This window comes from Butyricicoccus sp. AM78-15b2TA, from assembly GCF_027665985.1.
Classification (GTDB): Bacteria; Bacillota; Clostridia; order Oscillospirales; family Butyricicoccaceae; genus Agathobaculum; species Agathobaculum butyriciproducens.
In genome coordinates this window covers 77,518-99,295 of sequence record NZ_JAQEHY010000004.1, presented here as the reverse complement: position 1 = coordinate 99,295, position 21,778 = coordinate 77,518, and the positions used below count along the sequence as shown (strand labels likewise).

The 21,778-nt window shown below is 53.0% G+C and carries 18 protein-coding genes, 2 tRNA genes and 2 pseudogenes; 15 read left to right on the top strand and 7 right to left on the bottom strand.

The features are described 5' to 3' along the window. The first annotated feature begins 271 nt into the window (after positions 1-271). On the top strand, positions 272-3,946 hold the full coding sequence (locus PGS25_RS05540; RefSeq protein ID WP_270417935.1) for an S-layer homology domain-containing protein: 3,675 nt from the start codon (positions 272-274) through the stop codon (positions 3,944-3,946). Positions 3,947-4,111: 165 nt separating this feature from the next. Continuing rightward, positions 4,112-4,187: transfer RNA gene (locus PGS25_RS05535), tRNA-Val, on the top strand. 152 nt (positions 4,188-4,339) lie between these two features. Here the strand turns inward: PGS25_RS05535 and PGS25_RS05530 are convergent. Next, positions 4,340-4,726, bottom strand: a pseudogene (locus PGS25_RS05530) (tyrosine-type recombinase/integrase); the annotation flags it as partial. A 164-nt stretch (positions 4,727-4,890) separates the two neighbouring features. Beyond that, positions 4,891-5,259 carry a S24 family peptidase gene (locus PGS25_RS05525; protein WP_117487993.1) on the bottom strand — a complete coding sequence of 123 codons (369 nt, stop codon included), beginning with the start codon at positions 5,257-5,259 and terminating at the stop codon, positions 4,891-4,893. 191 nt (positions 5,260-5,450) lie between these two features. On the opposite strand from PGS25_RS05525, the gene PGS25_RS05520 reads away from it, so the two are divergent. The 3 genes and pseudogenes from PGS25_RS05520 to PGS25_RS05510 all read left to right on the top strand — a co-directional run bounded on the left by PGS25_RS05520 (position 5,451) and on the right by PGS25_RS05510 (position 6,470). Then, the gene (locus PGS25_RS05520) at positions 5,451-5,621 is read left to right on the top strand and encodes a hypothetical protein (protein ID WP_158577985.1); all 171 of its coding nucleotides are present in this window, start codon (positions 5,451-5,453) and stop codon (positions 5,619-5,621) included. A gap of 257 nt (positions 5,622-5,878) precedes the next feature. Then, positions 5,879-6,046 (top strand): annotated as a pseudogene (locus PGS25_RS15735) (ssDNA-binding protein); the annotation flags it as partial. Positions 6,047-6,317: 271 nt separating this feature from the next. Beyond that, positions 6,318-6,470 carry a hypothetical protein gene (locus PGS25_RS05510; RefSeq protein WP_270417933.1) on the top strand — a complete coding sequence of 51 codons (153 nt, stop codon included), beginning with the start codon at positions 6,318-6,320 and terminating at the stop codon, positions 6,468-6,470. A 94-nt stretch (positions 6,471-6,564) separates the two neighbouring features. Here PGS25_RS05510 and PGS25_RS05505 read toward each other — a convergent pair whose 3' ends face one another. Both PGS25_RS05505 and PGS25_RS05500 read right to left on the bottom strand, forming a co-directional pair. Continuing rightward, positions 6,565-6,828, bottom strand: a complete 264-nt coding sequence (locus PGS25_RS05505) for a DUF1653 domain-containing protein (protein WP_270417932.1) — start codon at positions 6,826-6,828, stop codon at positions 6,565-6,567. 144 nt (positions 6,829-6,972) lie between these two features. Beyond that, positions 6,973-7,048 (bottom strand) — tRNA-Ala (locus PGS25_RS05500). Positions 7,049-7,434: 386 nt separating this feature from the next. Here PGS25_RS05500 and PGS25_RS05495 point away from each other — a divergent pair. Continuing rightward, the gene (locus PGS25_RS05495) at positions 7,435-8,847 is read left to right on the top strand and encodes a glycine--tRNA ligase (protein WP_110436756.1); all 1,413 of its coding nucleotides are present in this window, start codon (positions 7,435-7,437) and stop codon (positions 8,845-8,847) included. A gap of 371 nt (positions 8,848-9,218) precedes the next feature. Beyond that, positions 9,219-10,511: an O-acetylhomoserine aminocarboxypropyltransferase/cysteine synthase family protein gene (locus tag PGS25_RS05490; protein ID WP_117488003.1), complete on the top strand. Its 1,293-nt coding sequence runs from the start codon at positions 9,219-9,221 to the stop codon at positions 10,509-10,511. A gap of 80 nt (positions 10,512-10,591) precedes the next feature. On the opposite strand, the gene PGS25_RS05485 is transcribed toward PGS25_RS05490, so the two are convergent. The 3 genes from PGS25_RS05485 to PGS25_RS05475 form a co-directional block, all read right to left on the bottom strand. Beyond that, positions 10,592-10,807, bottom strand: a complete 216-nt coding sequence (locus PGS25_RS05485; protein ID WP_118285795.1) for a DUF378 domain-containing protein — start codon at positions 10,805-10,807, stop codon at positions 10,592-10,594. A gap of 66 nt (positions 10,808-10,873) precedes the next feature. Continuing rightward, complete coding sequence (locus PGS25_RS05480; protein WP_188886191.1) at positions 10,874-11,590, bottom strand: NAD-dependent protein deacylase; 717 nt, start codon at positions 11,588-11,590, stop codon at positions 10,874-10,876. A gap of 101 nt (positions 11,591-11,691) precedes the next feature. After that, complete coding sequence (locus PGS25_RS05475; protein ID WP_270417931.1) at positions 11,692-12,213, bottom strand: nitroreductase family protein; 522 nt, start codon at positions 12,211-12,213, stop codon at positions 11,692-11,694. 181 nt (positions 12,214-12,394) lie between these two features. Between PGS25_RS05475 and PGS25_RS05470 the strand changes: the two genes are divergently transcribed. The 8 genes from PGS25_RS05470 to PGS25_RS05435 all read left to right on the top strand — a co-directional run bounded on the left by PGS25_RS05470 (position 12,395) and on the right by PGS25_RS05435 (position 21,774). Further along, positions 12,395-13,999, top strand: a complete 1,605-nt coding sequence (locus tag PGS25_RS05470) for an ABC-F family ATP-binding cassette domain-containing protein (RefSeq protein ID WP_118359433.1) — start codon at positions 12,395-12,397, stop codon at positions 13,997-13,999. After that, positions 13,999-14,364: a DUF2752 domain-containing protein gene (locus PGS25_RS05465; RefSeq protein ID WP_118645579.1), complete on the top strand. Its 366-nt coding sequence runs from the start codon at positions 13,999-14,001 to the stop codon at positions 14,362-14,364. The genes PGS25_RS05470 and PGS25_RS05465 overlap by 1 nt, the downstream gene beginning before the upstream one ends. Before the next feature lie 154 nt (positions 14,365-14,518). Beyond that, on the top strand, positions 14,519-14,965 hold the full coding sequence (locus tag PGS25_RS05460; RefSeq protein WP_118359429.1) for an NfeD family protein: 447 nt from the start codon (positions 14,519-14,521) through the stop codon (positions 14,963-14,965). Between the two features lie 12 nt (positions 14,966-14,977). Next, positions 14,978-15,901, top strand: a complete 924-nt coding sequence (locus PGS25_RS05455; RefSeq protein WP_118645575.1) for an SPFH domain-containing protein — start codon at positions 14,978-14,980, stop codon at positions 15,899-15,901. Positions 15,902-16,053: 152 nt separating this feature from the next. Then, positions 16,054-16,428, top strand: a complete 375-nt coding sequence (locus PGS25_RS05450; RefSeq protein WP_442865240.1) for an ArsR/SmtB family transcription factor — start codon at positions 16,054-16,056, stop codon at positions 16,426-16,428. Positions 16,429-16,433: 5 nt separating this feature from the next. Continuing rightward, a complete protein-coding gene (locus PGS25_RS05445; protein WP_270417930.1) occupies positions 16,434-19,130 on the top strand; it encodes a heavy metal translocating P-type ATPase in 2,697 nt (898 codons plus the stop codon). 132 nt (positions 19,131-19,262) lie between these two features. Beyond that, positions 19,263-21,113: a TIGR03960 family B12-binding radical SAM protein gene (locus PGS25_RS05440; protein WP_270417929.1), complete on the top strand. Its 1,851-nt coding sequence runs from the start codon at positions 19,263-19,265 to the stop codon at positions 21,111-21,113. Next, a complete protein-coding gene (locus PGS25_RS05435; protein ID WP_118359423.1) occupies positions 21,106-21,774 on the top strand; it encodes a TIGR03936 family radical SAM-associated protein in 669 nt (222 codons plus the stop codon). Before PGS25_RS05440 ends, PGS25_RS05435 begins: the two co-directional genes overlap by 8 nt. The last annotated feature ends 4 nt before the right edge of the window (positions 21,775-21,778 follow it).

Genomic DNA, 21,778 nt, shown 5'->3' with positions numbered 1-21,778 from the left:
ACATAAATATGCAAATATGAATATTCTGTCGAATAAAAGGCACACTGCATAAGCGGATGAGACGCGAAGAAACAGACTAACGACTGGCTGCGCCTTTATGGAAAATGCTGAATATTATGTGTCGAATTTTGTCGATTAAAATATTGACGCATGCGAAACCTCGTGGTAAGCTGAATAAAAATATGTGTGTTCTCTGCGAAAAATTGTGCAGAGTGCAGTGAACGAAGCGCACGCAATCGTCAAATCCCAGCTTGCGGGTCAGGAGGAAAACGTGAAACGTTTTAAAACGGCATTTTCTGTGGTCTTGGCGCTCTCGATGGCGCTCGGCATGGTAGTCGTTCCTGCGGGAGCGGCCGACGGTACTTATCAGAATGCGGTTTATCCGGAACGGATATGTAGAAAGGCTCAACCAACTACATCAATCCGAATCAATCGAAATGGTACACCCGTAGTTGAAAAGTCGATTACTGTTTCGATTCCAACTGGTGATGAGCCATACAAGGATATGTATACGGCGGATGCACTTTTCCAGGATCTGACGGTCAACCACGAAGCAACATGCAATATTTCATTGTATGCAGAAGATAAAACAATAGTGGACGAAAACACGAATAATGGTGTCACATTTCGTAGGGAAGAAGAACCAAATAAGCAGACAAACAAAATAGATGTGCGCTGGGACATGATTGTTACTTGTAATGCAAAAGCAGGGCAAACATATCATATGAAAGCCGAGTGTAATGGTTTATCTGACGAACTCGAGATTGTTTTAATCTCAGAAGAAGGTTCAAAAGAAGAAACACCGATTATAGACTGGATTACGTCGGCTAAGGGCACATACGGCCAGACCTGGAATGAAATGGTTGATGCTTCCGGCTGCAGTGCAACGCTGAATGGCACAGAACTGCCCGGCACATTCGAGGTCGTAAACGGTGATACCGTCCCGAATATCGGGGACAAATATCGGCTCAAATTTGCGTCGGAGGACGGCAAGTACATCGTGGAAAGCGAGGAGTATTCTGCAGAAATCCAACCGAAAGCGCTTACAATTACGGCGGAAAGTGCAGAGAAAGTGTACGATGGCGAACCTCTGGTGAGAAATTCGTACATGGCAGACGGGCTGGTAAACGACGATGAAATTACCAAGGTTATAGTATCTGGAACACTGACCGATGCTGGAGAAATGTCAAATGTGCCAAGTGGCGCGAAAATATGCAGAAATGATACAGATAAGACGGGAAATTATGCAATTACTTACGTCAATGGTACGTTGAAAGTTACTCCGCGGGATATTGCGGACGCGCAGATTGATATGAAGCAGACCGAGTATGTGTATGACGAAAGTGCGCATAATCCTAAGCCGATCGTTATGATAAATGGCAAAGAATTGTTAAAAGGCACGGATTTTGAGCTTTCCTACGCTAATAATGTGAACAGAGGTACGGCAACGTTGACAATTAACGGCAAGGGTAATTACACCGGAAAAGTTGAGAAAACGTTCCAAATCACGCCGAAAATGCCGGAAAAGGACGTGGATTACAAAGTTGCGCTGCCTGCGGATCTGATATATGACGGCAAGCCATGTGAGGCGTCTGTGTGGACGAAAACAGGCGTTGGCGAGGTCGCAGTTTGGTACAACGACAGCACGGCTTTGCCGGTTCATGCCGGAACTTACAACGTGGCGGTCGAGATTGCATCGAGTGATAACTTTTCTGCGGTCAAACGGATGGATATCGGCAGTTTTTCAATCAATAGGCGCACGATTTCTTTGGATACAGCAGTGCTGAAAATCGAAGACAAGACATACAACGGACGCGATGATGATGCGCAGATTAGCGGTCTGGCGTTCAGCAACCTACCGGATGGCGCGGTACTGAGTGAGGGCACGGATTACACACTCGCTACGCGCTACGCATCTGCTGAAGCCGGCGAGAGGGACGTGACGATTGCAGTTACACTTACGAATGAAAATTACACGCTGAAAGACGGAAACTGCATCGTAAAAGGTAAAATCCTGCCTAAAACAGTCGAACTTGTTGTAATTGCGAAGGATGCAGTTTATACCGGCCTGCCGTACAGCGAGGGCAATCTGACCTGCTCGGGCACGTCCGCGCCGACGTATCGCTACTACGCCGACAGCAACGGCGCAAAAAGCAATCAACTGGACGGTGCACCGATCAACGCTGGAACTTACTGGGTGGAAGCGTATGCGCCGGAAACGAGCAGTACGGCTTCCGCAACCTCGCAAGCGGTTCGGTTTCATATTGAAAAAGCGCCGCTGTGTATTCGTGCTAAGGGTAAAACCATAACCTATGGAGAAACGTTAAGTGATAATGGTGCGGAAATCAATGGATTCGTGAACAATGAGAACGAAAACGTGCTTTCGGGTCTGAACTATGCGTTTGACTATGCGCAGTTTAGCAATATTGGAACTTACACGATTATTCCGATGGATGCAAAAGCCGAAAATTACAAAATTACATACGAAAACGGCGTGTTGAACGTACAGCCGAAGCCTGTTGAGATAAAATGGAACGGCGAGAGTGTTTTCTATTATGATGGCACACCGAAGTTGGTCACGGCAGAAGCGATTGGCGCGGTGAACGGAGATGCGCTTACTGTCATAATCGAGGACGGCAGCCGGACCGAAATCGGGTCGTACACCGCACGCGCGGTCGCTCTGGCAGGCGGAAAGGCGGGCAACTATGTGCTGCCCGAGGCACAAGCTTTCTCGTTTCAGATCAAGAAGGCGCTCGAGACGGCAGCTGTCACGCCGAGTACCGTTACTGCCGTAATCGATGGCCTGACGATTCGACTGACCGGCTTTGCGACCGAGCCGATCACGGTTTCTGCGCCGGATGCCGTGGCCGCGGGCGATACGCTGACCATCCATGGCGTGACGTACACGATCGACCGTTCTGCAGTGGACGTGCGCCGCGCGGAGATCACGTTCGTGTTTGCGGACAGCAGTGCGCAGACCAGCGTTTACGGCGCGGGAGATATCGGAACGGCGTTTCCGACCGACGGCAAGCGAGGATACACGTTTGACGGGTGGAAAATCGGTGATAAAACGTACACGACGCTGACAGAGGAAGCACTTACTAAACTGAACGGCACGCAGACTGCAGCACCGGTGTTCACCGCTCAGCAGAGTGGCGGAACGAGCGGCAGTGGTGGTGGCGGCGGTCCGGTCCGCACGCCGACTGGTGCGGTGACTGCGGCTAAGAGCGAGCACGGCGAGGTCTCAATCACGCCGAAAAACGCAGCCAAAGGCAGCACAGTGATGATTAAAGCTGTGCCAAAGGAAGGCTATGCGCTCAAAACAATCGCGGTTACTGACCAGAGCGGCAAGCAGGTCGCAGTGACGGAGAAGGACGGTCGGTTTACATTCGTCATGCCTGCGTGCAATGTCACGCTTACGTCTATTTTCGAGAGACAGCCTGCTCAAAATGTGAGCTTTGATGACGTCAAGCCAACCGAGTGGTACGCCGATGCCGTGCGCTGTGTTGTGGAAAAGGGTCTGATGAGCGGCACAGGTACGGATGCGTTCTCGCCGGATGGCACGACCACTCGCGGTATGCTGATGACGATTCTCGCACGGTACGCGGGTGCGGATACGACCGGCGGTGCAAGCTGGTACGAGAAGGGCATGGCGTGGGCGCAGTCGGCAGGCATTTCGGATGGCCGCGCGCCGGAGGCTGGCATTACACGAGAGCAGCTCGTCACCATGCTGTACCGCTATGCGGATGTCCCCGAAGCCGGCGGCACACTGGATGCCTTTACAGACGCAGATACCGTCAGCGCCTACGCGGTCGATGCGATGCGATGGGCGGCAGCGAACGGAATCGTCAACGGCTCGCACGGCAGGCTGAATCCACAGGGGAATGCCACCCGCGCACAGGTCGCGGCAATGCTGATGCGGTTCTGTGAAAAGATGGAACGATAATACATTACGCCGCGCATGTCGGAGAACGCTGTGCGCGGCGTAAATTTTCGGGTCTAAAAATTTTTTGGAATTTTTTCAGAAAATGTGTTGACAGATTCGTAATTCTGTTATATACTAAACAAGTCGTCAGGGATAAGACAACAACAACGACGACAACGACCCGATGGAAGTTTAGCTCAGCTGGGAGAGCATCTGCCTTACAAGCAGAGGGTCACAGGTTCGAGCCCTGTAACTTCCACCAACAGAAAAGCTTCTAAACCGTGTGGTTTGGGAGCTTTTTCTTATTAAAATTTAACTTTTTATGCACTCTACACGGTTAATGGGTAGAGTGTATTTTTTTGTAAAATGCGCTGCATCAGGCTATTTTCGCTGTTTGATGTGTCACCTGATGTGTCACCTGTTTCCAACGGATTTCTTCTTTTCCTTACGTTGCTGTGCGTGCTGGAAGTTGATAACCTTGAGCGATGCCTCGGCAAAGGCATCGACGGACAGGTGAGTGTAGATCTGCGATGTCATGGCAATCGACTGGTGACCCAGAAGATCCTTTGCAACATTAAGCGGGACACCGGCGGACTGCAGGTCGGTCGCATAAGTATGCCGCAGGCAGTACGGCGTGAGATCGTCAGCCACGACGGACGTTTCCGGGTCGATTGCGCTGATAGCCATCTGCGCGCCCATATCCAGATCAAGCGCCTGCTTGAACGAGCGCCACATCTGCTTCATGGACGTTTCGGTATGCGGTCTGCCGGTAGTCGGCTGCGTAAAAAGACAGCCGCTACTCTTTTCTTCGACCTTGTGCCAGAGATCGCGCGGTCTTTACCCGGACGGAGTACCGCTTGCCATTATAGCTAAACGTTTTGCGGAAACATCCGTCTAATGTATTTGTTTTTATTGTAAAACATCTTTGGTTGTAAAATAAGAGGGTAGAATGCACTCGCTAACGCTCATCGGTTGCAGCCGGTGGGCGTAATTTTTATATTTAGAACGCGCGTATCAGTACGCGCGGGATACCGATAATACGGTATCTTTCCGGGTCGGTGCCCTCGATCCGTCTGGGCGGGTAAGACGGGTTTCAGGGGCACAAGCTCCAGCCAATCCTCGCTCTGAACGTAGTTGATGCGTTTGATGGTCATTTCGTCATCGCCATAGCTGATGATTCCGATTTCGCCGCTGTGGTTCATGGTGTTCTGCTTGAGCACCAGCACGATATCACCATCACGGAAATCAGGATACATACTGTCACCGCGGACATGCATGGCGCAGAAATCCTCCAGCTTGCGGCCATTGAGATAGGTGTCGGGAACTTCGACCATTTACTCTTTTGATTCTTTCTCCTAATGTCAGAACAAACACCCTCACTTTGTATCAAACATTCGATTGGTTGTGATTAGTGTACCACCTGCGTGGTTATAAATCACACAAGGAGGTGTAAAACATAAACGCCTGAACCAATCAGGAACTCCGTCAGGGGGGCAAGAACGACCTGATGCGGATGTATTCGAACATGGTATTGCTGACACTGGAGCAAGTCGCAAAAATCTACGGTTTTACCGACAAGCACAAAGCCAAGCGCATAATCGGCGCACCGAGAGTGTCCGGCGAGCATCGCGTGATGTACTATCTTGGCGACGTTGCGACCGACATCGTCAAGCGGCGTATTGGCATTGTACGATAAAATGCACAAGAAAGAAGAAGATTCAATGTAAAACAACAACTTCGCAGCCAATCTGGCTGCAGTCGAGAAGCACAGCTGCGGCATCAAGCCGAGCAAGCGTCTTTACTTCTGCTGGACGGAGGAGCAGCTCGAGCAGCTGGTCGCTCTGTGGGATACGACGTCAAGAACCTGTGAAAGGGCAACCGTCTGCAGATACGCTATCCGGTCATCTACGGCGGCGACGGCACCCGACCATCCGGTGAGCCGTTCGTTCTGGAGTGCAAGGGGCACTGGGTCACAAGCAGAAGCCGCAGTGCGTGCATATTTCCAACGTCCATGCCGACCTGCTGCCGACTGACGTTTACCCCGGTATATATGCCTGCGTGACCGTCAACTTCTTCCCGTATGATGCTTCCGGCAACCGCAGCGTAGGCTTCGGTCTGGGCAACGTGTGCAAGACCCGCGACGGCGAACCGCTCGGCAGCCGTGCAAATGCTGTACGGCAGCATACCCCGGTACGCTTTCGCAGTTGGTGTGGACGGCACTGGTGCCCGAGCCCCGGCTACAAATTCGTGGACGCGGACTTTTCCGCTATCGAGGCGCGTGTGGTTGCGTGGCTTGCGGGCGAGAAATGGGTCTTGTAGGTTTTTCGCACGCACGACAAGATCTACGAGGCAACCGAAATCCCGTACACGCGAGTGCATTACCAAGAATGAGGTGAACTACATCAAACTGCGGTCGTTGGAACGGGCAGGCTTTATGATCGGGTATGACCCGATTCGCAAGCTGCTGAGCGTCACCGTGCAGGAGCTTGCCGATCTGGAGGAGCAGACCATCGAGTATCTGCTGCGGTATCAATCAGTACGGTGAGGACCTCGTGAAGAAGCTGGCGAAGGCTATGGAGAAGTAAAGCGAAACCCCTCTGGGAACTGGTTTTATATCGGCTCTCAGAGGGGTTGTTTTTTTATTCGGTTGGCTGCGGCGTATCTCCGTCAAAGATTACATGAGCAAAGCGGAAACGCTGCGTAACATCAGGGTACTTCTTGTGATCCACCTCGGAGGCGAACATATCATACGGCCGCGCATAAATTTTGAAGTCGCCGTAGAGCGCCTGATAGATCACCAGCGGTTCGCCGGTTTCCGTGTGCGTGGCGATAGCGAGTACCTGATACAGCTTATTCTTAAAGTGTAAGTATTTTTCACCGACCAGAATTTTTCTTGAAGCCATTCATATTTCCTCCAATCCTATGTTTTTAGTATAACAGAGATGAGGGCAAAGAAAAAGAGCACACCCGCAATCGGGTATGCTCTATTCTGATGGCTAACGCGAAAATATTCCGAACTACGAAAAAGAGTTCGTATCTTCGCGTTATGGTGGACGATAAGAGATTCGAACTCTCGACCTCTGCGATGCGAACGCAGCGCTCTCCCAACTGAGCTAATCGCCCGAATATTTACATTTTTGCCAATAAAAGCAATTCGAACAAACTCAACTAAACAGAGAAGAATGGGGACTGCTTTCTGCGCCGCTTCCGCTCCCAAACTGAGCTACAAGCCCGAATATATGTTGTCAAGAAAAGTGTTTTGACCAAACTCAACAGAACAGGGAAGACGGAGACTGCTTTCCGCACTGCTTGCAACTGCGCTAATCGCCCAAATGTCAACTTTTTGCAAGCAATTTACCGATCAAACCGAACTCTATTCGTTTAATTCGCTAAACTACCCTTGACAATTATTAATTATAACGGTAGAATAATTTCATGTCAAGCACTTTTTTCGGGTGCAAAGCAAAAACAGCGTGCAGCAGCCAGCTGTGCCAAAAGGAGAATTTAACATGAAAAACAGCGAAAAAACAATGGAAAAGATCGTAGCGCTCTGCAAGGGCCGTGGCTTCGTATACTCCGGCTCGGAGATTTACGGCGGTCTTGCAAACACCTGGGACTACGGTCCGCTCGGCGTTGAGTTCAAGAACAACGTCAAGGCAGCATGGCGCAAGAAATTTGTGCAGGAGAGCCAGTACAATGTAGGTCTTGACTCCGCGATCCTGATGAACCCGATGACCTGGGTTGCTTCCGGTCACGTTGGCGGATTCTCTGACCCGCTGATGGACTGCAAGGAGTGCAAGGAGCGTTTTCGTGCCGATAAGGTAATTGAGGACTGGTGTGCTGAGAATAACTACGATCTCGGCAAGAGTGTTGACGCGCTCAGCCAGGCTGAGATGAAGGCATTCATTGATGAGCATGAGATCGCATGCCCGACCTGCGGCAAGCACAACTGGACCGACATCCGTCAGTTCAATCTGATGTTCAAGACCTTCCAGGGCGTTACCGAGAACGCGAAGAACGAGCTGTATCTGCGTCCGGAGACCGCACAGGGCATCTTCGTAAACTTCCAGAACATCCAGCGCACCACCCGTAAGAAGATTCCGTTCGGCGTTGGTCAGGTGGGCAAGTCCTTCCGCAACGAGATCACCCCGGGCAACTTCACCTTCCGTACCCGCGAGTTTGAGCAGATGGAACTGGAGTTCTTCTGCAAGCCGGGCACCGACCTTGAGTGGTTCAAGTACTGGAAGGATTACTGCCACAACTTCCTGCTGTCTCTCGGCATGAAGGACGAGAACCTGCGTCTGCGTGACCACGATCCGGAGGAGCTGTCTCACTACTCCAACGCTACCACCGATATCGAGTTTATGTTCCCGTTTGGCTGGGGCGAGCTGTGGGGCATTGCCGACCGCACTAATTTCGACCTGACCCAGCATCAGAACACCTCGGGTGTTTCGATGGAATACTTCGATCAGGAAGCAAACGAGAAGTATATTCCGTATGTTATCGAGCCTTCGCTTGGTGCTGACCGTGTTGCACTGGCCTTCCTGTGCGACGCTTATGACGAGGAAGTTGTAGGTCAGGACAAGAACGGCAAGGACGATGTTCGTACTGTTCTGCGTCTGCATCCGGCTCTGGCACCGTTCAAGGCTGCTGTACTGCCGCTGTCCAAGAAGCTGACCGACAAGGCTATGCCGATCTGGCAGGAGCTGGCTAAGCAGTTCTCTGTTGATTTTGACGATGCAGGCTCTATCGGTAAGCGCTACCGCCGTGAGGACGAGATCGGTACGCCGTACTGCGTAACCGTCGATTTCGAGACTGAGCAGGACGGCTGCGTAACCGTTCGTGACCGCGACACTATGGAGCAGGAGCGCATCAAGATCGAGGAAGTTGCTGCTTATATCGCAAAGAAGATCGAGTTCTGATTTTTTTCGCTGCTGAACATTGATCATCAAAACCGCTGCACAATCCCTGTGCGGCGGTTTTCTTTTATTGGGATGGCGAACAGAAAACACTGCCCTAAAACCTATCGAAAAATAGGGATTAGACCATCGGAAATTGGGCAATCTGCCGGAACGAAAAAAGTTTGTCGGAAAGGGTTGACAGAAGAGGGGGAGTTTAGTATAATCATAGCAATCCCAGTGAAATAATATGAATTTAGGAGACGCGGTTATGCGATACTACTTTGAAAAGCTGCTCCGCTCGAATTTCCGATTTGGGCGAATGTGAACCTTCTTTTTAGTACACGAAACGAATCAATCACTTCAAACATGTATATAAAAAGGAGATTATTATCATGGCAACTATCAAGAATACCGAAAACTGGTCCTTTGAAACCAAGCAGCTGCACATCGGTCAGGAGACCGCTGATCCGGTTACCGATTCTCGTGCAGTTCCGATCTACCAGACCACTTCTTATGTTTTCCATGACAGTCAGCACGCGGCAGACCGTTTCGGTCTGGCTGACGCAGGCAATATCTACGGTCGTCTGACCAATTCTACGCAGGATGTGTTCGAGAAGCGCATTGCAGCGCTCGAGGGTGGTGTTGCTGCTCTGGCTACCGCTTCCGGTGCCGCAGCGATCACTTACACAATTCAGGCACTTGCTCAGGCTGGCGACCACATCGTAGCACAGAAGACCATCTACGGCGGCAGCTATAACCTGCTGGCACACACTCTGCCGCAGTTCGGCGTTGAGACCACCTTCGTTGATGCACACAATCTGGAAGAGCTGGAAGGTGCTATCAAGGACAACACTAAGGCTGTTTACATCGAGACTCTCGGCAACCCGAATTCCGATATTCCGGATATCGAGGCTATTGCAAAGATTGCGCACAAGCACGGTCTGCCGCTCGTAATTGACAACACCTTCGGCACTCCGTACCTCATCCGCCCGATCGAGTACGGTGCTGATATCGTTGTTCACTCTGCTACCAAGTTCATTGGCGGGCACGGCACGACCCTTGGTGGTATCATCGTTGATTCCGGCAAGTTCGACTGGAAGGCATCCGGCAAATATGCACCGATTGCTGAGCCGAACCCGAGCTATCATGGTATCTCTTTTGCAGATGCAGTTGGTCCTGCTGCTTTCGTAACCTACATCCGCGCTATCCTGCTGCGTGATACTGGTGCTACCATTTCTCCATTCAACGCATTTTTGCTGCTGCAGGGCACTGAGACTCTGTCTCTGCGTATCGAGCGTCACGTTGAGAACACCAAGAAGGTCGTTGAGTTCCTGACCAATCACCCGCAGGTTGAGCATGTAAACCATCCGTCTCTGCCGAATCATCCGGACCATGCACTGTACGAGAAGTACTTCCCGAACGGCGGTGCGTCCATCTTCACCTTTGATATCAAGGGCGGCAAGGAAGCAGCATTCAAGTTTATCGACAAGCTGCAGATCTTCTCTCTGCTGGCAAACGTTGCTGACGTTAAGAGCCTGGTCATCCATCCGGCAACCACCACTCACTCGCAGCTGACCGCAGAGGAGCTGGAGGATCAGGGTATCCATCAGGGCACCATCCGTCTGTCCATCGGCACTGAGAATATCAATGATATTCTGGCTGACCTCGAGCAGGCATTCAACTAAGCAAAGTATCGCGTATTCCTATTTACCTCTTACAATTTGATAAGCAAAACCCGCCGTTCCCGGCGGGCTTTGCTTTTTATTCAACTTTTCGGCTGCTGTGTGGTGTCATCCTGTCGGAAGAGCAGCGAGATACACCATGCTGCCGCCAGTCCGACTAGGGTGTAGACGATGCGGCTGATGGCGCCGGTCTGTCCGCCGCACAGCAGCGCGACCAGATCGAGCTTGAAAATGCCGATCAGTCCCCAGTTCAGACCGCCGATAATCATCAGTATCAGTGCGATTTTGTCGATAAGCATAGAAAAACTCCCCTTTCGGTTTGCATTCAGTATAACCGAAAAGGGGAGTTTCATGCATTTTTTACGTTACAGCTGCGAGAAAACCTCACCGATTGGCGCATGAATGACCAGATCAGCACGGCGATCCGCAGGAGTGGGGGACTTGTTGACCAAAACCAGCTTATTGCCGCGGTAATAGTCGATCAGGCCGGCCGCCGGATATACCGCTAGCGACGTACCGCCGATGATCAGGATATCCGCCTTGGAGATGTAGTCCACGCTCTTGTTGATCGTGCAGCTGTCCAGACCTTCCTCGTACAGCACGACATCCGGCTTGATAATGCCGCCGCAGGAGCATCGCGGAATACCGGTGCCCTTGGCGATATCCTCAACCGGATATGGCTTGCGGCAGCGCATGCAATAGTTTCGCAGCACCGAGCCGTGCAGCTCAAGTACTTCCTTGGAGCCCGCTTTCTGGTGCAGACCGTCGATGTTCTGCGTTACAACAGCACGACACTTGCCCTCGCGTTCCCACTCGGCCAGCTTGAGGTGAGCCGCGTTCGGCTTTGCATCGAGCGCCAGCATTTTCGCCCGATAGAAGCGGTAAAACTCCTCGGTTTCGCTCAGGAAGAACGTATGGCTGAGAATGGTCTCCGGCGGGTATTTGTACTGCTGGTTGTACAGACCGTCCACCGAGCGAAAATCCGGAATGCCGCTCTCGGTCGATACGCCCGCACCGCCGAAAAAGACGATATTGTCGCTGCCGTCGATCCACTCTCTCAGTTTAGCAATCTTCTCATCCATGATATTAGCTCCTTTCGTCGCTAATGAATTGAAAACGGATAATGGAGAATTGAAAATTAAGGTATTTGGCATTTTCTATTCTGGGTTTTCCATTGTTTCGATTATTCGGTAATCGAAACCAGACCCTCATGACGCGGCTTTGCCAGCGTTTCCTTCTCGATGTAGCCGATTGCAGCGGAGCAGACAACGATGTGGTCCTCCGGTACGCCGTACTCGGTCAACAGTGCACGAACCTCGGGCACGTCGCAGGTCTCGCGCAGCTGGTTGATCCAGCAGGAGCCGAGGCCAAGCTCGGTAGCCATCAGCAGCAGATTCTCCATTGCAGCAGCGCCGTCTACCAGAGCGTGGTGCTCATCCCGCTTGTAGGAAATGATAATGTTGACCGGTGCACCGTAGAAATTATACTCCGGACCGCGATTGTCTGCCTCAGCAACGGCACGAGCCAGCTTGAGCGACTTCTCTGCATTGTAAATCACGGTAAAGTGCCACAGGTACTTGCCCATGCCGGAAGGCGCCCATTCAGCAGCTTCAACAATCTGCATGATCTGATCCTTCGGCGGCAGCTCGGACTTGAACGCGCGCGTAGAGCGGCGGGACTTGATAACTTCCATCAGGTTAGACATAGGAAAAACCTCCTGAAACAAATAGGGATTGATATTTATAAATATAGTATATAGCATTCTCGGTGCTGTTTCAAGACAACATGAACAAAAATGCGGCTGCACCTGTAAATTATCTGTGAAAACAGCGGTTTGTGTGGTATACTGATTCTAATTGAAAAATAATGCGGGAGGAATCTCTTTCATGATCAATATCAGCGATCTTAGCTTAAACTTCAGCGGCGAGCCGCTGTTCAAAGATGTAAACCTGAAATTTACCCAGGGCAACTGCTACGGTGTTATCGGTGCAAACGGTGCAGGCAAGTCTACCTTCCTGCGCATTCTGTCCGGCGATCTGGACCCGTCCACCGGCACGGTTTCGATTGCGCCCAAGACCCGTATGAGCGTACTCAAGCAGGACCACTTCGCCTTCAACGAGGAAACCGTGCTCAACACGGTTCTCGGCGGCAACGAGCGTCTGCTCGAGGTCATGCGCGAAAAGGATGCGCTCTATATGAAGGACCCGTTCACCGAGGAGGATGGCAACAAGGCTGCCGAGCTCGAGTCCGAGTTTGCCGAAATGGGCGGCTGGGACGCTGAGACGGAGGCCAGCCAGCTGCTGAACGGTCTGGGTCTGGATGCAGATGCCATCCTGTACACCGAAATGAAGAACCTCGGTGACGTCGAGAAGGTCAAGGTGCTGCTGGCGCGTGCGCTGTTCGGCAAGCCGGATATTCTGCTGCTGGACGAGCCTACCAACCATCTGGACATTCAGGCAGTCCGCTGGCTGGAGGACTTCCTTGCTGATTTCGAAGGCACCGTCCTTGTTGTATCGCACGACCGTCACTTCCTGAACAACGTATGTACCCATATCGTCGATATCGACTACGGCAAGATCAAGCTGTATGTCGGCAACTATGAGTTCTGGTATGAGTCCTCTCAGTTGGTTCAGCGCATGATCAAGGACCAGAACCGCAAGAATGAGGAAAAGATCAAGGAACTGCAGAACTTCATTCAGCGTTTTGCGGCAAACAAGTCCAAGTCCCGTCAGGCGACTAGCCGCCGCAAGCTGATCGACAAGCTGTCCGTCGAGGAAATGCCGGCTTCGTCCCGCCGTTACCCGTGGGTAGCGTTTGACGCGGACCGCGAGGCAGGCAAGGACATTCTCGAGGTGCGCGGTATCTCCAAGACCATCGACGGCGAAAAGGTGCTCGACAACGTATCCTTCATCGTTCGCCGCGGCGACAAGATTGCGTTCATCTCGGATAACGAGTTGGCAATGACTACGCTGTTCCAGATTCTTATGGGCGAGATGAAACCGGATGAGGGCAGCTTCAAGTGGGGCGTTACCACCTCGCAGAGCTATTTCCCGAAGGACAACAACGAGTTCTTCGAGGGCCACGAGGAAAACATGCTCGACTGGATCGCACCGTATTCCCGCACGGATACACTGGAATCCACGCTGCGCGGCTTCCTCGGCCGTATGCTGTTCTCCGGCGACGATGTTTACAAGCCGGTTCGCGTACTGTCCGGCGGTGAGAAGGTTCGCCTGATGCTGGCGCGCATGATGCTCTTCGGCTCGAACGTGCTTGTCATCGACCAGCCGACCAACCACCTCGATCTGGAATCCATCACCGCAGTCAACAACGGCGTTCGTGATTTCAAGGGCACGGTATTGTTTGCATCGCACGACCATGAGTTCGTGCAGACCATCGCGACCCGTATTATCGAAATTCGTGAAAAGGGTGTTCTGGACAAGGAATGCACCTACGACGAGTTCCTCGAGTTCCGCGAGACCTACAAGGGCTGATGCCGGAGCGCTTTCGGCGCGGTTTGAACGGTCTGCTCGTGCTGCTGATACTGGGTGCACTGGCATACGCCTCGGCGCTGCTGTTTGGCTGGAACTGTCCGATCAAATACTTGACCGGCGTGCCATGTCCCGGCTGTGGACTGAGCCGTGCACTTGCCGCTCTGCTCCGACTGGACTTTCGTGCGGCACTGCGGTTTCACCCGATGGTTTTCGTGCTGCCGCCGGTCGTTTTGTACGCGCTGTTTGGCAAAAAGCCGCTTTTCGGCTCCAAAAACCTCGAGCGCATGCTGCTGTGGAGCGTTATCGTGCTGGATATCGCAATTTGGCTGATACGTCTCGCGCTGCATGACCCGCTGATTTTTTGAAGATTTTCCGCTCGAACTGTACTGCACGGTCCGGGCGGATTTGTTTTATTCGACATTTTGTGCAATATGCAAAAATTAACCGGAAATTTAATCGGGTTTTGCTGTACTTTTTCGTAGGCACATGCTATACTGTTGCCAAGGGAGGGGATAGTTTATGATGTTTGGAATTGACAGCCTGTATATCTGGCTGGCTGTCATTATCATCAGTGTAGCGGTAGAGGCGTTTACACTCACGCTGTGCGGCATCTGGTTCGCTGCCGGTGGTGTCGCGGCACTCATTGCAGCCAGCCTTTCGGTCGGACTGATGGGGCAGTGGATTGTGTTCATCGTGTTCTCCGCGCTGCTGCTTGTACTGGTGCGTCCGCTCTGCCGCCGTTTTCTCGGCAGTCGGCAGCAGGCGACCAACGCAGATCGTATCATCGGACAGACGGCTGTTGTTACCGAACCGATTGACAATATTCTGGAGACCGGTGCGGTGAAAATCAACGGAAAGATCTGGACAGCCCGCAGTGCGACTGACGCGCAAATTGCAATCGGGACAAGAGTCACGGTTGTGGAGATCCGCGGCGTCAAGGCGATTGTAAAACCGAACCAACTGTAAAGGAGCGTTATCATGGATTATATTATTGTACCCATCATCTGGATTGTGCTGATTATTCTGTTCATCGCGTTCATTGCAAGCAATATCGTGATCGTGCCGCAGGCGAAGGCGTATGTTATCGAGCGTCTCGGTACCTACCGCGACACATGGAGCACCGGCCTGCATTTCAAGGTGCCGCTGTTTGAGCGCATTGCCCGCAAGGTAACCCTCAAGGAGCAGGTAGTCGATTTTCCGCCGCAGCCGGTTATCACCAAGGATAACGTAACCATGCAGATCGACACGGTCGTGTACTTCCAGATCACCGATCCGAAGCTGTTTGCATACGGTATCGAAAGCCCGATGGCGGCAATTGAAAATCTGACTGCAACCACACTGCGAAACATCATCGGTGATCTCGAGCTTGACCAGACGCTGACCAGCCGCGATATCATCAACACCAAAATGCGCTCCATCCTCGATGAAGCGACCGATGACTGGGGCATTAAGGTAAACCGCGTGGAGCTGAAGAACATCATTCCGCCGGCTGCCATTCAGGAATCTATGGAGAAGCAGATGAAGGCCGAGCGCGAACGCCGCGAGTCCATTCTGGTAGCGGAAGGTAAAAAGCAGTCCGCGATTCTGGTGGCTGAAGGTGAAAAGGAAGCAACCGTTCTTGCTGCAGAGGCAAATCGCCTTGCCAAGATCAAGGAGGCCGAAGGTGAAGCGGAAGCGCTGCTTACCGTGCAGAAGGCACTGGCAGACTCCATCAATCTGCTGAATGAAGCGGCACCGACTGAGCAGGTTATCAAGCTGAAATCCCTCGAGGCATTCAGCAGCGCCGCTGACGGCAAGGCAACTAAGATCATTATCCCAAGCGAGATCCAGAGCCTTGCGGGTCTGGCAACCTCATTCAAGGAAGTTATGACCGATCCGAAGCGCGAACAGCCCAAGAAGTAAAAAATGCGTTCAAGTCCTGCAGACCGTATCCGGCCTGCAGGACTTTTTTGCACGCAAAATTGTCATTTGTGTCCGACTCGATTCTTGACAGAAGTGGACTGGAATGTTATCATAAGTTGAATAGATATGCACATATTGCGGGAGGGATCAAATTGTCGGCAAAGCATACAGAGGCAGAACTGGAGTGCTGCGAGGAGCATATCGTCCATACGGACGCAGTTATGGCAGCGCGCAGCGCAATGCCGGCAGAGGAGATCACTACAGCCGCATCAGATTTTTTCAAAGCGTTTTCCGACAAGACCCGCTTGCGGATACTGGCGGCGCTTGTGTCCGCGGAGCTGTGTGTCTGTGATATTGCGTCGCTGCTGAACATGAGCCAGTCCGCGATATCGCATCAGCTTCGTTTTTTGAAACAGGCGCGGTTGGTCAAGAGTCGAAAAACCGGAAAAACAGTATATTATGCGCTGTGCGATGATCATATTCAGACCATTTTGGCACAGGGAATCGCGCACGTGCAGGAGGGATAAACGGAATGAGCGAAAATAACCGCCCTGATTCGGAACAGAAGAAGGACCAGACAACGGCGGAAGATATTTTAGCACAGGTCGATTCGATTTTAGCGGATCTGGAAAATTCGGCAGTAGCGCAGCTGTTTGCCGCTCCGGAAAAGCCTAAACCCGAAGAGAACAAAAAACCGCCTGAAAAAGAAGAATCAGCGCCGCCCGGCGAGCCTGAGCCGCCGGACAAGAATGCGGAGCAGCCGGAGACTGAACCGGAAGCCGATACATCGCACCAAAGTGTAAGCGAATCTCCGGAGGCGGAAACGCCGCCCGAGGAAGCGGCGGCAGCTGAGCCTGCAAAGCCCTCGGAGGAATCAGACGCAGCTGAGGAATCGCCGGAAGATTCGGAAGACGAATTTGACGAAGAAGAAGATTCGCCGAATGAGGCTGAAGACGAGGGCGACTGGGATGAACCGGAATTTGACGACGAAGGTATAGAGGACGAGCTTCCTGAGGAAGAACAATCGCAGGAAGCGGAGTTCGAGCCTATCGTAGAGGAAAAGCCGGACAGGCTGCAGAAGCTAAAAGAAAAACTGAAAAACCATGAAAAGGACAAGGCGGAGAAAAAGGAACAGGCAAAATCCGCACCTAAGGAGAAGCCTAAACCAAAGGATGAAAAAAAGCCGGAGGAAAAGAAGCCGGAACCGTCAGTAATCGAAGCTCCGGAGGACGTGGACGATACCACCGGTATGAATTTCGTGCAGAAGGCACAGTACCGGGCGAAAATGCGTCGGCGTGAGCAGACCCGTCTGCGGCGAGAAAATGCACGCCGTATACAGGAAGGCGCTGAAGTGACCTATCAGCCGATGACACGGTTGGATATGCAGAGCACAGGCGCACGGCTGGCTGCCGCGGCAATCGTTCTTGTGGCCGGAATCGCGATGGGAGATTCGAGCGCGGCATTGCCGCTCTGCCTGTTGGCGTTTTTGATCACAGCGCTGCCGATTGCAGCGCGTGTGCTGACCAATCTGACACACGGTTCATTTTTCGATGAATATCTGCTCGTGCTAATGGCATCCATCGGCGCATTCGCGCTCGGCAGCCGTGCAGAAGCAACGATCGTGCTCATCCTGTTTGAGATTGGAAAAATTGCAGGCGATATCGTTCTATCATCCACCTATCAGGCATTGCCGCAGCAGCATGATTTCATGCCGGAAAAGGCAACGGTCGTCAACATGAAGGGCGAACAGCGTCAGGTTCCGCTGGCAGATATCCGTCTGGGCGAGCTGGTTCTGGTACACTCGGGTGAGCGCGTACCGATTGACGGTGTTGTACTTCGTGGAGACGGCACGGTGGATGACAGCGTGCTTACCGGTGAAAACGTGCCGATGGCAGTTGATAAGAACACGCGTGTGCTGGCAGGCAGCCGGTATAACGGCTCTCTGATGCTGATTCGTGTGATCTCGCGCTATGAAGACTGCGCGGTTCGTCAGATTCGCCGCGTACAGAATGCGGCCGCCGAGCACAAGGCAGCGTTGGAAAAAAGTGCGCAGCGTAATGCCAAGCGTCTGGTTCCGGTTGTGATCGTCATTGCCGTACTGGCAGCCGCACTTCCGCCGCTGTTCATGCCCGGTTCAGATATGACCGGCTGGATATATCGCGGACTGACGCTTCTCATCGCCTGCTGTCCGACCGCACTGGCGCTGGCTGTCCCGCTTGCTTTTGTATGCGGCGGCGGCCGACTTGAGAGTGAAGGCGTTCACATGAAGGGCAGCGAAGCGATGGAACGGACTGCAGACCTGCGTCTGGTCGTGTTCAACAAGACCGGCACAGTGACCAACGGCAATCTGCAGATTAAAAAGATTTATCCCACACAAGAGTTTTCCGAAAAGAACTGTCTGGCACTTGCCGCAGCAGCTGAGCAGCTTTCACAGCATCCGATTGCGCGCGCAATCGCAAGTGCATGCCAGGAAAAACTGCCAAAGATCGAGGAATTTGAGGAATTCCCGGGCCGCGGCGTGCGCGCCCGTGTCGGTGATCACGTTCTGCTGGTAGGCAACCGCAAGCTGATGGTCTCCCGCGGTGTCAAGGGCTTGCCGGATATCGACGGCACGGTTGTTTACATCGCCTGTGAAGGTGAGCACATTGGTGTGATTGAATTGGAGGATACGGTTCGTCCGTCCGCTGCTGACGCAATCAAGAAGATCAAGGATCAGGGCGTTGAGCGCACGGTGCTTATTACCGGTGACGCTGAGACACCAACTCAGCGAATTGCAAATGCCGCCGGTATTGACACCGTTCACTGCGGTTTGATGCCCGAGGAAAAGCAAGCGAAGCTGGACTTTATGATGCGCACGATTCCGACAGACGGCACAACCGCCTATGTCGGCGACGGCGTAAGCGATATCGAGCAGCTCAAGATGGCCGATGTCGGTGTGGCAATGGGCACGCGCGGCTCCCGCTATTCAGCGGATGCGGCGAATATACTGATTACCGCAAATGATCTGAGCGGTCTCGGCGAGGCTGTTCAGGTCTGCAAGACTACACACGGAGTTGCAATGCAGAATCTGACACTGCTGGCCGCCATCAAGCTGGTGCTTGCTGTACTGGCGCTGATTGGTCTGGCGCAGATGTGGATGGCAGTTATCGTCGATGCTGTACTCACGGTGCTGACCGTGTTCAATACGACTCGACTGCTCGGCAGCAAGCCGGAAATTCCGGAGGAATAAGCAAAACGCGAAGGAAGTGTAAAAACTTTCTTCGCGTTTATTTTTTGTTTCGTGTACTTTCTGCGCGAAAACGGTCAAAAACGGTATGGTTTTTTTCGGAAGGATATGATACAATAATCTGTATGAATGAAAATGGAGGAATACGTCTTGCATAAAAAGATGGAAGCCATTTTGTCCCGTGTACAGAAGCCGGCACGCTACGTCGGCGGTGAATGGGGCTCGGTGATGAAAGATAAAAAGAACATCGATCTACGATTTGCGTTCTGTTTTCCGGATACCTATGAGGTTGCCATGTCTCACCTCGGTTCGCGTATCCTGTACGGTCTGCTCAACGATCAGAAGGGCATCTGGTGCGAACGCGTCTGCGCGCCATGGATTGACATGGAGGCCGAAATGCGCGAGGCAGGGCTGCCGCTGTACGGTCTGGAGAGCGGTGACCCGCTGTCGGACTTTGATATTATCGCTTTTACGCTGCAGTACGAGCTGTCGTTTTCCAACATTCTGAATATGCTGGATCTCGGCGGTATTCCGGTGCTGGCAAAGGACCGCACCGAACTCAAGCATATTGTAGCCTGTGGCGGTCCGTGTGCCTACAATCCGGAGCCGCTCGCTGACTTTGTTGACCTGTTCATGATCGGCGACGGCGAGGAGATCATGCTGGAATTTACCGATCTGTACCGCAAGGCCAAGCGCGAAGGCTGGTCTAAGCAGGAATTCCTGATTGCGGCAGCACAGATCGAGGGCATGTATGTACCTTCGCTGTATGAGGTCAAGTACCACGAGGACGGCACGATTGAGAGCGTTACGCCGACACACGGCGCACCCGCACTCGTGCAGAAGCGCATCGTCAAGGATCTGGATACCATGTACTATCCGGAGTCTTTCGTCGTGCCCTCGACGGATATTGTGTTCGACCGTGCGATGATCGAGCTATTCCGCGGCTGTCCGCGCGGCTGCCGATTCTGTCAGGCCGGCCACACGTATCGTCCGCTGCGCACCAAGTCCAAGGAAGTGCTGCTCAAGCAGGCGCAGGCGGTGCTCAAGAACTCCGGTTACGAGGAAATCTCTCTGTCCTCGCTGTCTACGAGCGACTACGGTGAGCTGTCCGGTCTGACCGAGTGCATGCTCGACTATTGTGAGCCGCGTCATATCAGTCTGTCACTGCCGTCTCTTCGTGCGGACAGCTTTTCCGCCGAACTGATGGAGCGTGTACAGAAAACCCGCAAAAGCGGCCTGACGTTCGCATGTGAGGCCGGTACGCAGCGCCTGCGTGATGTTATCAACAAGAACATCCGCGAGGAGGACGTGCTCCATGCCTGCGAGATTGCCTTTCAGGGCGGTTGGAATAATGTCAAGCTGTACTTTATGATGGGTCTGCCGACCGAGACCTACGAGGATCTGGACGGCATTTCCGACATTTGCAAAAAGGTCGCCTATTGCTGGCGTGAGAACACGCCCAACCGTGCGCGCGGCGTGCGTATCACAGCGTCGGCTTCGTGCTTTGTGCCCAAGCCGCAGACCCCGTTCCAGTGGGACGCGCAGGACACGCTCGAACAGTTCCGCGAGAAGCAGGCGCATCTCAAGGTGGTCATGAAAACCAAGAATGTCACCTACAACTGGCATGATGCCGAGACCTCGGTACTCGAGGGCGTTATTGCACGCGGCGACCGCCGTCAGGGTAAGGCGATTCTGTTGGCGTGGCAGCGCGGCTGCAAGATGGATGGCTGGGATCAGTGCTTTGATTTCGACAAGTGGATGCAGGCGTTCCGCGACTGCGGACTGGATCCCGCGTTCTACGCATCCCGTCAGCGCCCGATGGACGAGATCTTTCCGTGGGATCACATCGGCTGCGGCACGCGCAAAGAGCACCTCAAGCGTGAGTGGGAGCGTTCCCGCGAAGCGGCTATCACGCCGGACTGTATGCACCAGTGTGCCGGCTGCGGCGCAAGCGCACTGCTGAAGGGAGGCAAGTGCCATGTTTAAGGCAAGAATGAAGTTTGCCAAGGAGGGACGCGCCAAGTATATCTCCCACCTTGATCTCATGCACGCCATGCAGCGTTCGATGGCGCGCTGTCAAATGCCGCTGTGGTTTACCGAGGGCTTCAACCAGCACGCCTACGTTTCGGTGGCGCTGCCGCTCTCGACCGGCTACTCCGGCGAGTGCGAATTTCTGGATTTCAATATCACGGCAGAAGCCGTGCCGGAAAATGCGGTGGAAGCGCTCAATGACGTATTTCCCGAGGGCCTGCGTGCAATCGAGATTTACCCGCTTGCCGACGGCGGCATGAAGGTCGGTTCGATCGAATGGTCGCAGTACCGCATCACCTGGGGCTTTGAGGGCGGCACGCCCAAGGGCTTTGCCGAGGATGTGCGCAATCTGTTCCGCCGTCCGGTGGTCGAGATCGTCAAGCGCTCCAAGCGCGGCGAAAAGACGGTCAATATGCGTGAGCTGATGCGCGACCTGACCGTTACCGATGGTCCTGATGAGGTGACCGCTGTTGTCACCACCGCTGCCGGCAATAACAACATGAGTCCGGAATACCTGACCCGTGCCATCCGGCAGTATCTGCCGCAGTACGAAATTCCGTTCAGCGCGTACCACCGCATGAACGTGTTTACTTCTGACGGCACTCCATTCCGATAAAAGG

Coding starts and splice junctions, on each gene's coding strand:
- PGS25_RS05525 (WP_117487993.1), bottom strand. CDS start 5,259: ATGGTCGAAGTTCCCGACACCTATCTCAATGGCCGCAAGCTGGAGGAT.
- PGS25_RS05520 (WP_158577985.1), top strand. CDS start 5,451: ATGGTATTGCTGACACTGGAGCAAGTCGCAAAAATCTACGGTTTTACC.
- PGS25_RS05505 (WP_270417932.1), bottom strand. CDS start 6,828: ATGGCTTCAAGAAAAATTCTGGTCGGTGAAAAATACTTACACTTTAAG.
- PGS25_RS05495 (WP_110436756.1), top strand. CDS start 7,435: ATGAAAAACAGCGAAAAAACAATGGAAAAGATCGTAGCGCTCTGCAAG.
- PGS25_RS05490 (WP_117488003.1), top strand. CDS start 9,219: ATGGCAACTATCAAGAATACCGAAAACTGGTCCTTTGAAACCAAGCAG.
- PGS25_RS05485 (WP_118285795.1), bottom strand. CDS start 10,807: ATGCTTATCGACAAAATCGCACTGATACTGATGATTATCGGCGGTCTG.
- PGS25_RS05480 (WP_188886191.1), bottom strand. CDS start 11,590: ATGGATGAGAAGATTGCTAAACTGAGAGAGTGGATCGACGGCAGCGAC.
- PGS25_RS05475 (WP_270417931.1), bottom strand. CDS start 12,213: ATGTCTAACCTGATGGAAGTTATCAAGTCCCGCCGCTCTACGCGCGCG.
- PGS25_RS05470 (WP_118359433.1), top strand. CDS start 12,395: ATGATCAATATCAGCGATCTTAGCTTAAACTTCAGCGGCGAGCCGCTG.
- PGS25_RS05465 (WP_118645579.1), top strand. CDS start 13,999: ATGCCGGAGCGCTTTCGGCGCGGTTTGAACGGTCTGCTCGTGCTGCTG.
- PGS25_RS05460 (WP_118359429.1), top strand. CDS start 14,519: ATGATGTTTGGAATTGACAGCCTGTATATCTGGCTGGCTGTCATTATC.
- PGS25_RS05455 (WP_118645575.1), top strand. CDS start 14,978: ATGGATTATATTATTGTACCCATCATCTGGATTGTGCTGATTATTCTG.
- PGS25_RS05445 (WP_270417930.1), top strand. CDS start 16,434: ATGAGCGAAAATAACCGCCCTGATTCGGAACAGAAGAAGGACCAGACA.
- PGS25_RS05440 (WP_270417929.1), top strand. CDS start 19,263: ATGGAGGAATACGTCTTGCATAAAAAGATGGAAGCCATTTTGTCCCGT.
- PGS25_RS05435 (WP_118359423.1), top strand. CDS start 21,106: ATGTTTAAGGCAAGAATGAAGTTTGCCAAGGAGGGACGCGCCAAGTAT.